9 protein-coding genes are annotated in these 13,606 nt (G+C 44.2%); 5 read left to right on the top strand and 4 right to left on the bottom strand.

Going from position 1 to position 13,606, the window contains the following annotated elements:
• Positions 1-18: 18 nt before the first annotated feature.
• The 3 genes from ACRBG0_RS01015 to ACRBG0_RS01005 all read right to left on the bottom strand — a co-directional run bounded on the left by ACRBG0_RS01015 (position 19) and on the right by ACRBG0_RS01005 (position 3,090).
• Complete coding sequence (locus ACRBG0_RS01015; RefSeq protein ID WP_431485073.1) at positions 19-429, bottom strand: hypothetical protein; 411 nt, start codon at positions 427-429, stop codon at positions 19-21.
• A 152-nt stretch (positions 430-581) separates the two neighbouring features.
• Positions 582-1,487, bottom strand: coding sequence for an ADP-ribosylglycohydrolase family protein (locus ACRBG0_RS01010; RefSeq protein WP_431485072.1), 906 nt, complete (start codon positions 1,485-1,487; stop codon positions 582-584).
• 19 nt (positions 1,488-1,506) lie between these two features.
• Positions 1,507-3,090 (bottom strand): N-acetylmuramoyl-L-alanine amidase, encoded by a 1,584-nt coding sequence (locus ACRBG0_RS01005; RefSeq protein WP_431485071.1) that lies wholly within the window; start codon positions 3,088-3,090, stop codon positions 1,507-1,509.
• A 354-nt stretch (positions 3,091-3,444) separates the two neighbouring features.
• Here ACRBG0_RS01005 and ACRBG0_RS01000 point away from each other — a divergent pair, with 354 nt between their 5' ends.
• The 4 genes from ACRBG0_RS01000 to ACRBG0_RS00985 all read left to right on the top strand — a co-directional run bounded on the left by ACRBG0_RS01000 (position 3,445) and on the right by ACRBG0_RS00985 (position 11,200).
• Positions 3,445-5,388: a hypothetical protein gene (locus ACRBG0_RS01000; RefSeq protein ID WP_431485070.1), complete on the top strand. Its 1,944-nt coding sequence runs from the start codon at positions 3,445-3,447 to the stop codon at positions 5,386-5,388.
• Between the two features lie 90 nt (positions 5,389-5,478).
• Positions 5,479-8,235 (top strand): FG-GAP-like repeat-containing protein, encoded by a 2,757-nt coding sequence (locus tag ACRBG0_RS00995; protein ID WP_431485069.1) that lies wholly within the window; start codon positions 5,479-5,481, stop codon positions 8,233-8,235.
• 180 nt (positions 8,236-8,415) lie between these two features.
• Positions 8,416-10,704, top strand: a complete 2,289-nt coding sequence (locus ACRBG0_RS00990; protein WP_431485068.1) for a TonB-dependent receptor — start codon at positions 8,416-8,418, stop codon at positions 10,702-10,704.
• A 52-nt stretch (positions 10,705-10,756) separates the two neighbouring features.
• The gene (locus ACRBG0_RS00985; protein ID WP_431485067.1) at positions 10,757-11,200 is read left to right on the top strand and encodes a thioredoxin family protein; all 444 of its coding nucleotides are present in this window, start codon (positions 10,757-10,759) and stop codon (positions 11,198-11,200) included.
• Positions 11,201-11,295: 95 nt separating this feature from the next.
• Here the strand turns inward: ACRBG0_RS00985 and ACRBG0_RS00980 are convergent, their stop codons facing one another.
• Positions 11,296-12,894, bottom strand: coding sequence for a cytochrome c peroxidase (locus ACRBG0_RS00980; RefSeq protein WP_431485066.1), 1,599 nt, complete (start codon positions 12,892-12,894; stop codon positions 11,296-11,298).
• 156 nt (positions 12,895-13,050) lie between these two features.
• Here ACRBG0_RS00980 and ACRBG0_RS00975 point away from each other — a divergent pair, with 156 nt between their 5' ends.
• Entirely contained in the window at positions 13,051-13,566 is a 516-nt protein-coding gene (locus ACRBG0_RS00975; RefSeq protein WP_431485065.1) for an RNA polymerase sigma factor, read from the top strand.
• Positions 13,567-13,606: the final 40 nt, after the last annotated feature.

Here is a 13,606-nt window from a genome sequence, read left to right as displayed (position 1 = left end):
AAATTTCCCAACAAGCTCTTAGTTCATGTACATGAAGTCATTTTCTGGGACTCGAACTCTAAAAAACCTAGTAATAACTATTCCAACAGAATCTAGTTCTACATCAATAATAGATTGTGGAGGATAGCTTTCTAGACAAGCATAACACCTTAGCATGTAGGTTAAATTTTCACAATTTTCATTCAATTCCTCTATGAGGCCTGTTGTGTTGTTTTCATGTACAAGTGGGTCGTCTTCAATCGATAGTGGAGGGTACTGTTGGCATAATGAATCTATGACTATTTTAATTGCATCTCTATCCATGATAATAAAGTCTTCCTCAAGTTCTAAGCAGCTAATGCTAGATTGTTCAGGGACTTCATTGTTTTCTTCTTCATAACATCCTGTAAGAAATAAGACTCCTGTTACTAATAATGACAAGTATTTCATATTGATTAAAATGTTTTACGGTACGTGATGTTTGACACGCTTGTCTTTGAATTTGTATCTTACTATTCCCAAATGGGTTCGCTCAACTCCCGAGCTAGCCGCAGTGTGACTAAAGAGAGCATTATTGTGCTAGCAAAGTTGACTATCGTAGGTTAATAAAAAATACTGTCCTCTACTCTTTCAACGGAGTTTACCCAATCTAATGGAATTGTTTCTTCAGGAGCTGACATAATTACAATACCTCCTACTATGGCACAAATCGTATCTCGATCACCGAGGATCGAAACAGCTTTCCATAGCGCATTTTCAAAGCTTGTGGAATAATGAGCAGCGCACCAAATGGAGTAAGGTACGGTATCCTGGCTTTTCATTTTAGTTCCATCTCCAAGTACACTTCTCAGCATCTCAGGATGAGCACTACTTGATAAACTCAGCCCTTTCAATATACTGTATTTTGTGTCTGAATCTGGAGTGTTTTCACCTATTTTAGCGATGAATTCCTTGGGAGATAGGCTTTCTTGTTCTTTTCCTATTCTTGTACTATACATACTTGCTAGTGCAACACCAATAGCTCCACAAATGCCTTCCTTATTTGAATGGGTAACTTCGGCAGATTTCGATGCCTCTTCGATTACTTTTTCAATATCATCATAAAAGTATGCCCCAATTACGGAAGCTCTCATTGCTGCTCCATTTCCCATAGACCCCATGCCATCAAATGCCCCTCTACTAGCGGCCTTCCAGCTTTTTCCTATACCAATCTCTCGCAATATCCTTCTTGCTGTAGCCCCGTATCCCCTATTCGGATCTAGATCATGATTACGAACAAACTCTAGCGCTAATTCAGTTTGGTTTATTTTCCCATTGTTAACTAACTGCTTAAAGACAGAAATGCTCATCACCGTATCATCTGTGAATTCCCAGGTACTGTCTGGAACTTCGCATTGAAATATAGCTTCTTTCATCTTCTGTGTCTCTCCGAAAAAGCTTTCGCCGAACGCATCTCCGATCGACGTTCCAAGCAATGATTTTTTGGCAAGTAATCTTCTAGGGGGCATTTACACTTCAGGTTTTTTTTTACCGTGCTTTCACCACTTTCCAAATTCCGCGCCTCCCATCCACTTCTACGCTTAAGAGGTAGGTGCCGGCGGGCAAGTCACGTAAATCCAACTGCTCGTTCCACTGCGTACTGTACTTCTGGCTTTGCTTGGCCAATAGCTGGCGCTGGGTTAGGTCTAATAAGCGAATTTCTACGGCGCCTTGCCATTCTCCGTTAAGGGATAATTGGAGGATGTCTTTGGCCGGGTTTGGAGAAAGCGTCAGCGCATCCTTCGGTAAGGTGGCTTGGTTTGTGCCCACTACGCCGGTATTGATGATGACGATATTACTGTAGTCAGACGTGTCTATTTCGCTGAAAGCTCGGATTCGGTATTCGTAAATGCGCTCCAGTTCCAATCCTGCTTCTACAAAACTCAGCATGTTGGCTCCTATTTCGGCGTATAGATTGAAGGTGTCTCCTCCGTCTTCGCTACGCTCCAGTTGGAAGCCCGTTTCGTCTGGAGAATTATGTGCCCAACTGAGGAAGTAAGTGGTCTCATTGATTTCTGAAGCTGCCAAGCTGATAGGGCTGGACAAGCCGGCACAGTTGGCTAAAATCATGTTGTTGGTCTCTTCTCTGACTTGTGACATAAGAGGGTAGAAGGAGTCGCCGGGGCAAGCAGTTGCACAGCCATCCCGATGACCGGAGATGTTTTTAAGAATGCCATTAGAAGAGTTATGGTAGCTTTCGCCTAAAGGATCGGCACCAATGTCGCAAGACTTCCAGGCGAGTAATCGCTCTAAACTCTCCAGGGCTTCGCTGGTTGGCTCGATGTCTGTATAATTGCCCATCATACATACGCCCATCGTACCTGTGTTCATTCCACAAAAGTGTGCCCCCAGGATATTGTAGCCACGGCCTTCGTAAAGAACCCCGTTGGGATCAATTAAGTAGTTGTACCCAACGTCTGACCAGCCGTTTCCATTGACATGAAGGTCCCAGATTGCACGAACGATTGCTGCCCAGTCACTGGCACTGTTGGTGCCTGCCGCATGGTGCACAATCATGTGGGTAACATCGGTAGGTGTAGGGGAAGTTTGAGCTGGACAATCGCCAGAGGGGCACCATTCTGCACGGCTCTCGATATCTGGTTCAGGACAAGGGCAAGCAGAAGAATTAACAGGATCTATATTTGCTGTTGGGGCAGGAGTATCTGCCGTAAGGCCAGGGTGATAAAAGTGCAGTGTTGCCGTTTCTAAACTAGAGGCCTGTCGCACTGTTTTTAACTGAAAATAGCGGTGTTCTGCCTTTCCTATATAAAGTTGAGTGATTCCTTTTTCTGTGTTGTGGGAATCCTGGTGGAGCGTTTCCCATTCCGTCCAGTTTTCCAAATCATTCGTGAACCTAAGTTCAAACTCAGGATCAATGTTGCCTTGAGGCCATTCCACAAAAAAGGAAAAGAATGGAAGTTGATCTACGTAAGGTAGTTCTGCAAAATAATTGAGTTCGGTCGCATCACGGGGAAACTCAATAGGAATGGTCATTCTTTGGCCTTGCTGGGCATTGAGGCCTGCAAAAGAGAAAAAGAAAATACTAAAGGAGAGGAGTTGTAATAGCCGCATCGGTTGTCATTTGATTTTAAACTGCTTGAAAATTAGCTTCGCTGATTATTGTCCCTCCTGGCAGTAGAGACAAATCCCAAACGCGCTTGAAGGGGAAGGTAAGTGATTCCTAGATAATACAATAACGCCAAACCACCGTTTGAAACGTTTATTCCTATTGATTTTGTTCGTTGACTTCTTTGATTTAACAAGAAAAAACAAATTTCCACTATGTTAGTTAATAGGGCTGTCAGCCAGGTGACGCATCTTTATTACGGTGGTAAAAAAATAACCTTTAGCTTTAAGGCTTGTTATAGCAACTAAATCAACGTCCGACTTCCTCATCCTTCGGGATGTAGTAACCTGAACACAACGATGGTAATTTCCAACTTGCCCCATTTTCGCTACCTACTCATAGGTAGTTTATTCGTATTAGTCACGCTTTTTTTTAGCCTTGACTCTCAGGCTTCTCGTGATGCAAATGCCTTTCATACTACCGAAGAGTTCGCTTTTTTTACTACACTTACAGATTCTTTACCACGCGGCTACAATGGGCTCTTTGCGGGCTCTGGAGAGTGTGTGCAATGCCACGGCTTTGATACCGCAATGATTGCCAGCCTTGATCCTCAGGGCAATGATATTAACTTGGTCGACGATTGGCGCGCTACCATGATGGCGAATTCTGCTAAAGATCCTTTCTGGCGGGCTAAAGTTAGCCATGAGGTGTTACTACACCCTCAGTATATGGAGGCTATTGAAACAAAGTGTACAACCTGCCATGCGCCATTAGGACATTTTGCTGCTTTTCACCAGGGAGCAGAGAGCTATAGCATTGATGATATGGTCAATGACAGTATCGCACTGGATGGGGTTTCTTGCCTCGCCTGCCACCAACAATCTGAAGAAAATCTAGGCAACGGCCATTCTGGTGAATTGGTTTTTGAAACGGAAAAACTGGCCTTTGGCCCCTTCATTTCGCCATTGTCATCACCTATGCTGGAAGCTAGTCAGTATGAGCCTGTTTATAGTCCTCATATCTCTGATGCTGGTGTATGTGCTGGTTGCCATACCCTGATTACCGAAACTGTAGATTTGGAAGGAAACTTTACTGGGGGTACTTATGTGGAACAAGCCACCTATCATGAATGGCTAAACTCTAATTACGCCGTCGACAATGTTAGTTGTCAGTCTTGCCATATGCCGACTTTGCAAAAAGGGCAGTTTTACCTGGCGGCAGGTTTTGAAACGGTGCCGCGAGACAAGTTTGCCTTACACGAGCTAGCTGGTGCCAATGTCAATATGCTTAAACTGATGCGAGATAATGCCGCTGAACTTCAAATTTCGGCTACGCCGCAAGATTTTGATGCGGTCATTACAGCTACTGAAAACATGCTGCGTTTCCGCACAATGGAGGTCGCACTCACTGATCTTGATCGTACAGCAGATACAGCCTTTGTGGCATTGCGCCTGACCAACATGGCGGGCCATAAGTTTCCTTCTGGTTATCCTTCGCGCCGTGCTTTTGTAAGCCTGGTTGTTCGAACGGCTGAAGGAGATACGCTCTTTCATTCTGGTGAGTATGATGCCAATTATGAACTAACAGGTCATGACGCTTCTTATGAACCTCATTACGCTACTATTCGTTCGGCGGATCAAGTTCAGATTTACGAACAAGTCCTGGGTGATGTTAATAATCAAAAAACAACGGTACTCTTGCGTGCGGCCAGTGCGCTGAAGGATAACCGAATTCCACCAAAAGGCTTTACGCAAAGCCATGCAGTGTACGATACCACTCGTATATCAGGAGAAGCTTTGTTTGATACAGATTTTAATATAAATGAACTGGGCGAAGGTTCTGGTTCCGATGTGGTTTATTACCATATTCCTACTCTGGGATACCTCGATGAACTCGATATTACAGCTACCGTTTATTATCAATCAATGCCTCCAAAGTGGATGGCTGAGATGTTTGCAGAAAGCACTCCGGAAATTGACCTCTTTGTCGAAATGTTTAATGAAGCTGAACGTACTCCCAGCCTGGTTGGCGAAGACGAACTGACGATGGCTGGTATTGTGGGACTACAACCTGTAACCCCCACGCTAAATGCAGAGGTCTTTCTTGCCAGTGATCGACAGTTGTTGGTCCAGGCTCCCGTAGCTACGGAGTTGACGATTTACAATTATTTAGGGCAACAATTGCAGCAACAGCGGCTCTCCGCAGGTTCTACTAGTGTGCCCTTGCAATTCAAAAGACAAATTATCATTGTTTACCTCAATAGCCCTGAAGGTACCTTTACACGCACATTGTGGGTGAACTAAGGGACAGCACGAAAACAAATGACAGTTTTGTTTTCTGCGCAATACTGATGTGCTTTTTGGTAACTTTATTTTTTTTATAAATTCCTTGCAATGAAAAAACATATACTCTTTTCCTTGGCTCTACTCCTTACTGGTTGGGGCACTTTATTGGCTCAGCCGCTACCAGTATCCTTTACCAACCAAGGAAGCTTATTGGCGTCGGTTTCCGGCGGGTCGTCTAATGACTGTGCCGTTGATATGAATGGCGATTTCCTGGATGACGTCGTGCGCATCCAAAACAGTGGCGTTAACATCGATTTTCAGCAGCCTGATGGTAGCTTTGTTCACCAGTTTAGCCCTGTTAGTTTCAGTAATTCTCCTTCCTGGAGTATCTGTGCGGGCGACTTGGATGGGAACGGCTTCAATGACTTGCTATTCGGTGGAGGAAGTGCCGTATCTTTTGTAATGGCGAATGAAGATGGTACCGCATATACAGAGTATTTCAACCCTGATTATATTTTCTCTCAGCGTTCAACCATGTTTGATATCAATCTAGATGGACACTTGGATGCTTTCGTTTGTCACGATGTAGACCTTAGCCACCCCTACCTCAATTCAGATGGTCTGGGCACAATGGTAGAAGATCAATCGCTGATTGAAACGATGGATATGCCAGGTAACTACGCAGCCATCTGGGTGGATTACAACAATGACTCTTACACGGATTTGTTTATTACCAAATGTCGTGGTGGAGCTTCTCCGGGAGACCCGTTTCGCACCAATAGATTGTATCGTAACAACGGCGACGGAACCTTTACCGAAGCAGGCGAAGAAGCAAATATGGCAGACAACGCCCAATCTTGGTCAACGGTTTTTGAAGATTTTGATAACGATGGTGATTTTGATGCCTTTATCGTTAATCACGATTTCGCAAACCGCTTTATGCTCAATAACGGTGATGGTACTTTCACCGATATTATCGAAACTACTGGCATCGCTCCTGGAGATCTGGGCGCGTGGGAAAATGCTTCTGGCGATTTCAATAACGATGGATTTGTAGATATTTTCTCAGAATTGAATAATGAGCTTTACCTTAATAATGGTGATTTGACTTTTACCGGTCAGAACCTTCCTTTTGACGAAGGTGGGATTGGTGACTTCAATAACGACGGTTTCTTGGATGTTATCCGCGGAGGCAGCTTGCATATTAATGATGGCAATGATCACAACTGGATCAAGGTCAACACGCAAGGGTTGATTTCTAATAAGAATGGTATCGGCTCACGCGTAATGATTTATGGTGAGTGGGGGATGCAAATGCGGGAAGTACGCTCTGGTCAGAGTTTCAGCCCAATGAGTAGTCTTTGTGCACACTTTGGAATTGGAGAAGCTACAGCGATTGATAGCCTGGTGATCAACTGGCCATCTGGCATTCGTACGGTTGTTGAAAACCCAGAGATTAATACGATGCATAATATTTTGGAAGCAAGCTGTACCCTTCCTGCTGAAACCATTGAGGTTTTGGGAAGTACGGCCATTTGCCCTGGTGATATGGTAGAATTGGCTGCTCCTGCGGGCTACGAATCTATCCTTTGGACAACAGGTGATACTAACCCTACGCTACAAGTAACGGAGCCAGGCTCGTACGGACTGGTTGTTTTTGACGAAGGTGGGTGTGCTTCTATCGCGCCAAACGTTTCTATTACTCACATTGTTGATATTCCTCCGGTGATTGCTGTAGACGGTGATGTAGAATTCTGTGCTGGCGGCGAAGTAAGCCTAACTGTTAATAGCGGGGACAATCCTCTTTGGAGCAACGGCATGACTGGCGAGACCATCGTAGTACAAGAAAGTGGGATATACAATGTTTCCGTAGATGCACAATGTTCAGAAGAACAAATGGAAGCACTCGAAGCAGTAGAGGTAACTACCTTTGTAGTAACAGCGCCTGTAGTAGAAAGTGTGGAAGTTGACCCTGATGGTGTTGCGTTGTTGACGGCTACTGGCGAAAACCTTACCTGGTACAGCGAAGCCACTGGTGGAACTCCTCTGGGAACGGGCGCTACCTTTATGACGGATCCACTCACGGAAGACGCAACCTTCTATGTAGAAGCTGGCGAAATATTTGGAGGTGGAATTGAAGCAGGAGGAAAACTCACGACCGATGGACCAGGTGGTATACCTTCTGTAGGTGCATATAGTTATTTTGATGCTTACGAACCATTTACGATTCTTACGGTAGATGTATTTGTACCGGACGATCAAGAAGAAGGAGTCAGAACGATTCAATTAGCAGATGCTAACGACGTTATCCTCCAAGAAATACAAGTAGACCTTGTATATGGCCTTCAAACAATCGACCTTAACTTCGATGTTGCTGAAGGAACTGGAATGTCATTGCGTTGTCCTGAGAACAATGTATTCCGTAACAATGAACAAGTGAACTACCCTTATGCCATTGGTGCTGACTTGGGTGCTATAACTACTTCTTTTTATGGCGATAATTACTACTATTACTTCTACAACTGGCAAGTAGAAACACCGGCCATCTCTTGTATTTCACCACGGATACCAGTGGATGTTACCGTTGTAAACGTGAATGAAATTCCTGAAGTAGAAGCTTTAAGCTTGTTCCCTAATCCAGCTCAAACTACCCTTCGGGTAGAAATGACACTGGTAGAACAGGCTGATCTTCAGTTACGTCTTTTCAATGCTTTAGGACAAGTTGTCTACCAGGAAGCATTGGGGAATACGAGCCTTGGCTTGCAAACACAAGATATTGATGTTAGCAAATTGCCTGCTGGTGTTTATCAGTTGCAGCTTAGTGCGGGGGACCGGACGGCTACCTACAAAGTAGTAGTTGAGTAGAAAAGGTGCAAGGTATTTGGTACGCAGTACTATGTACACTTGGGCTAAAATGCTAAATAGAATCCCGGATAAGGCCAATGGTTTTATCCGGGTTTTTATTTGCTTAGTTTTTTATTTAGTCTAATCTAAATGTGTACATTTGCAAGACTAAATAATTTTAAAGCTCAAGCGAATTACTTAATGAGACGATTCTTACACTGCCTACTCGCTGTATTTTGCCTTCCTGTCCTTAGCGCCCAAACAGGAAGCCTAATAGGAACGGTAAGTGCGGATGGCGCCCCACTTGACTACGCAACAGTTACGTTGAAAAAGAGCAATTACGGCACCTATTCTGATGAAGACGGCAAGTTTGAGTTTGACAAAATACCTGTAGGGGCCTATACCATAAATGTTTCTTTTCTAGGTTACCAATCCTTTGACGAAAAGGTAGTAGTGGAAGAGGGCGTAACCACAGCACTGAATATTGAGCTTATGGAACAAGTAGGCTTGCTTGATGAAGTGGTCGTGACAGGTACCCTTAAAGAAGTAAGTCGACTGGAGAGCCTGGTGCCGGTAGAGGTATATACGCCCGCTTTTTTTAAAAAGAATCCTACTCCTAATATTTACGAAGCTCTCCAGAATGTCAATGGCGTTCGTCCGCAACTCAATTGCCAGGTTTGTAATACGGGGGATATCCATATCAATGGCCTGGAAGGTCCCTATACCATGGTTCTTATCGATGGCATGCCAATCGTTAGCAGTCTTGCTACAGTCTATGGTTTGTCGGGTATTCCCAATTCTCTAATTGAGCGGATGGAAATCGTGAAAGGGCCGGCATCTTCCCTGTACGGCAGCGAAGCCATAGGAGGGCTTATCAATATTATTACCAAGAATCCCCTTAATGCCCCCTTGGTGAGTGCTGATGTAATGGCTACTAGCTGGCAAGAGTACAATGTGGATTTGGGGGTTAAACTAAATGCAGGAAAGAAACTGAGTATTCTCACCGGCGCCAACTATTACAACTATGATGAGTTGGTCGACAATAACGGCGATAACTTTACGGATGTCACCTTACAAGAACGTATTTCTGTTTTCCAGAAATGGAATTTTGCCCGCAAGAGCAACCGCTTATTTACCATCGCTGGCCGTTATTATTATGAAAACCGTTGGGGAGGGGAGTTAGACTGGAACGAGAATTACCGGGGAGGAGATGAAGTTTATGGTGAAAGCATCTACACAGAACGTATCGAATTTTTAAGTTCTTACCAATTGCCTACGGAAGAAAAATTACTGCTTTCTACTTCGTTTAATAGCCACGATCAAAATTCAGTTTATGGGGATTTGGCTTACCTGGCAAAACAGAAAATTGCTTTCGGACAGCTTACCTGGGACAAGCAAATGGGATCTCATGACCTGCTTCTGGGGACAGCGCTGAGGTATACTTTTTATGATGACAATACGCCTGCTACAGGTGGAGATGATGATAACCCATTTAATCAGCCTGATGAAACCTGGCTACCAGGAGTGTTTTTTCAGGATGAAATAGTTTTGCATCAACAGCATAAACTACTACTGGGGCTCCGTTATGACTATAATAAAGACCATGGAAATATATTTACGCCGCGTTTTGCGTACAAATGGTCCCTCAGTGATCAGGATATTCTGCGACTAAATGCGGGTACGGGTTTTCGTGTTGTCAATCTTTTTACCGAAGAACACGCCGCTCTTACCGGTGCAAGGGAAGTTGTTATTGCAGAGCAACTGGCTCCAGAACAATCCTATAACCTCAACCTCAACTATACCCGCAAAACATACTTGCCCCAGGGAGGATTCGTAGGGTTTGAACTAGCAGCCTGGTATACCCATTTTACCAACGTGATTTACCCCGATTACGAAACCAATGCCAACCAAATTATTTATGATAACCTGGACGGAAGAGCCGTTACCAAAGGCATTAGTACCAATATTGATGTTACATTGTCAAATGGATTAAGCTTGCTGTTGGGGGCTACTTTTATGGATGTTACTACCGAGGAAAACGATATCAAAAAACGCCAAATTCTTACAGAACAATTCACAGGAACCTGGGCCTTGACCTACCAGTTTTGGGATCATAAGTTGGCCTTAGATTATACGGGGAATATCTACGGCCCTATGCGTCTTCCTTTGCTGGGAGAACTTGATCCGCGTGCACCAGAATCGCCTGTTTGGAGTATCCAGAATATTCAACTCACTTATCGTGGAAAGAAAAACGTAGAAATTTATGCAGGCGTGAAAAACCTGCTCAATTGGACGCCTTGGAAGAACCAGGATTTTCCGCTCATTGCCCGTGCTTTTGATCCTTTTGATCGTGGCGTCGACTTTGATAATAATGGCAATGTACTCGCTACCGAAACCAACCCCAATGCCTTGACTTTCGACCCCAGTTACGTCTACGGACCCAATCAAGGGATTCGCGGATTTGTGGGGGTACGGTATATGTTGAAGTAAAGATAGCCTTGTGAGAAAATATTACTACCCGTTGCTTGTGTGCCTAATACTTATGGCGTTTAGCTTTTGTGCTAAAACACAATCGGAATTGCCGATAAAAGCCCTTTTTACAGGAATTGACAGCCTCCAGCTAGTGGCACCTCGTCCAATGGTCGTCTTTCTGCATACCGACTGGTGCAGGTATTGCCAAAATATGCAACAGACGACTTTGCGCGATCCTGATGTGAATGTATTGCTAAATGATCATTTTTACTTCCTTTCGCTAAATGCGGAAACAGAGGAGACTATAATTTTTGGAAACCAGTCCTTCCCTTTTCAACCAACGGGTAATGGTAGTGGTGTCCATACACTGGCAACAACCATTGGTACGATCAATGGCCAACTTCAATATCCCACACTGGTCATTATGAATGAAAACTATGAAATTATTTTTCAGCACGGTGCATTCATCCCTGCGGATATGTTCTTGGATATTTTGACAGCGACACTAAAATAAGAAGCGCCTAAAGCTATGCTTTAGACGCCCTGGTATAGAGGAATCCCCCGATTTCTGTCAAACAAATTCAAAAGGATTATTTTTAAGCGGTATACTTATTCTTTTAGCACCTTGGTAGTGAAAATGCTTTCTCCGCTAGCATTGTGCCCTATGACGAGGTATAGCCCTGCGGGAAGTTGATAGGTGTCTAAGTGAATAAGGTCGTCGTTGTAGCTCGCTTCTTCTGTGATTAAAGGCCGCCCACGGAGATCATAAAGAGTGATGATTTCCACTGCTGAGCTCGAAAATTCAATAGTTAGCGCGTTTCGGAAAGGATTAGGGTAGGCGGATGCAGTGCCATCTATGGTCGCTTCATTGGTGCCGTTAACAACGCAGTCGGGGTGATTGTCGGGCAAAACAATGAGCTGAAGCTCGCGAATGGAGTCACATCCATTGGCTGCTGAAAATACATCCGTATAAATACCTGTCTCGCCATACCCTTCAAAAAGATCGCCACTACAGATGGTGGCCTCTAAGGTCACATGCGCTGGTGTGCCACAGACGGGGATTATCGATAATTCCCCGCTTTGATCAAAAGGGTTAGACCATTTTTCAGCGGTATATATTTCGGAACCTGACAACGTACCTAAAAACGCAACGAGGGCATTTTTCTCTGCTTGGCTCAAGCCCAGGTTTTGTCCTTGTCCCGGCCCACCGCCGACTTGTCCTCCTCTCAAGCGTGGATCTAGGCTTGGATTAATGGCAGGATTGAAATTAATGTTGTCGTAGTGGTTTATGACATCCATTAATGTCAACAAGCTTCCATCGTGCATAAAGGGCCCATTACTTAGTCCTAGGGGATTAATCAAATCGCGCAGAGATGGGGCTCTGGTGTTCGTTAGGTCGATATCGCCAGGGCTGCCAGCAACACCAATTACGCCATTGTTATTACTGTTGGGGTCAATGTCAAAAGTAGGTGGGCGGTGACAAGCAGCACAGCCTGCTCCTCCTTGATTAGGAGCTTGGGCGAATAGCATTTTTCCTAGGTTTTCCTGTGCTGTAAAATTGGGAAAAGGCTGATTGTTATTATTTACCAAGGCACGGCCAATATCGTATTTAGCATCAAAAGATTGAATGCTTCTAATGAATTGTGCCAGTGCGCGCTGCATTTTGGGCTCTGTAATGTTAGAGTTTCCATAGGCAAAGGAGAACAATTCCTGGTAATAAGGAATGTCACTGAGTTTCCGAAACAACGAGTCCAATGACGGATCGCCATCCGTACCACTGAACCCCATTTCTACGTGATCTTGAATAGGACGGGTGGTTTGATCTTCTAGCGATACGGCTCTTTTGTCCCAGAAAAAACGACTCTCATCTGCAAAGCGAGCATTTACAAGTCGCATAGAATGACGGCCAGTGAGCCCATTGTTGAGACCCAGACTCTGAGTGGCGTTATCGCCAAAAGCAAACGCTTGCTTATGGCAACTGGCACAGGCTACTTCATTATTTGCAGAAAGGTTAGTATCATAAAAAAGTACCCGCCCCAAAGTGGCGATTGCGTCATTGATGCTATTATTAGGAGGCGTATTGTCCCGATTTACATAAAGCGGAAAATCCTGATCTTCGTAATTGAACAGTTCATTCAAGTCGATGGTGCCGTTTAGGCCAACTAATGCAACTATGCTTACTATCAATATGCCGAGGCGTTGTTTCATTGTAACTGTTTATTTCGTTTAAGCTCATATATTTGTATGCCTTTGAGGCTGCGCCTTTAAAAGTGGCTTCGAACATAAAGACCAGTTAAATGGTGTAACACCTACCAGTGGAGGGTTATATTTATTTTTTTGCGAACTCCCTTAATGTTTTTTCTAATGCCTGAATCAGAAGAGCAACTCTGCGCTGAGCCAACCTTTACAAAGGTCTTTAGAGCTTACGCTAAAACCTTACATAGCTACCTGTTTTACCAAACGGGTAATGATAGTTTGGCTCAGGATATCGTTCAGGAAGCATTTAGCCGGCTTTGGAAAAATTGTCAAAAAGTGGCTTTTTCTACTGCCCGTGGTTACGTTTTTACCGTTGCTAAAAATCTTTTAACCAATAACCATCAGCATCAGAAAGTCGTATTGCAATACGAGCAGGCACAACCTTCTTCAAGCAAAGTTCAGGACCCTCAGTTCCTTTTAGAAGAAAAAGAACTTGCTCATCAGCTGCAAGCAGCGATTGCCGATCTTCCTGAAAAACAAAGGGTCGTTTTCTTACTAAGCCGTATCGACAAAAAGACCTATAAGGAAATTGCTGAACTACTAGGAATTAGCCGACAGGCGGTGGAGAAAAGAATCTATAAAGCATTGGATAGCTTAAGGCTGGTCGTGGCGACGCTTAAATAATTGATTAAAACGAGGGGCTAGTAGTAGGTGCTGCACCAAT

This window comes from Lewinella sp., assembly GCF_050633125.1.
Classification (GTDB): Bacteria; Bacteroidota; Bacteroidia; order Chitinophagales; family Saprospiraceae; genus Lewinella.
The sequence above is the reverse complement of the archived record's forward strand: the minus strand, read 5'-3'. Positions and strand labels throughout refer to the sequence as shown.

Coding starts and splice junctions, on each gene's coding strand:
- ACRBG0_RS01015 (WP_431485073.1), bottom strand. CDS start 429: ATGAAATACTTGTCATTATTAGTAACAGGAGTCTTATTTCTTACAGGA.
- ACRBG0_RS01010 (WP_431485072.1), bottom strand. CDS start 1,487: ATGCCCCCTAGAAGATTACTTGCCAAAAAATCATTGCTTGGAACGTCG.
- ACRBG0_RS01005 (WP_431485071.1), bottom strand. CDS start 3,090: ATGCGGCTATTACAACTCCTCTCCTTTAGTATTTTCTTTTTCTCTTTT.
- ACRBG0_RS01000 (WP_431485070.1), top strand. CDS start 3,445: ATGGTAATTTCCAACTTGCCCCATTTTCGCTACCTACTCATAGGTAGT.
- ACRBG0_RS00995 (WP_431485069.1), top strand. CDS start 5,479: ATGAAAAAACATATACTCTTTTCCTTGGCTCTACTCCTTACTGGTTGG.
- ACRBG0_RS00990 (WP_431485068.1), top strand. CDS start 8,416: ATGAGACGATTCTTACACTGCCTACTCGCTGTATTTTGCCTTCCTGTC.
- ACRBG0_RS00985 (WP_431485067.1), top strand. CDS start 10,757: ATGGCGTTTAGCTTTTGTGCTAAAACACAATCGGAATTGCCGATAAAA.
- ACRBG0_RS00980 (WP_431485066.1), bottom strand. CDS start 12,894: ATGAAACAACGCCTCGGCATATTGATAGTAAGCATAGTTGCATTAGTT.
- ACRBG0_RS00975 (WP_431485065.1), top strand. CDS start 13,051: ATGCCTGAATCAGAAGAGCAACTCTGCGCTGAGCCAACCTTTACAAAG.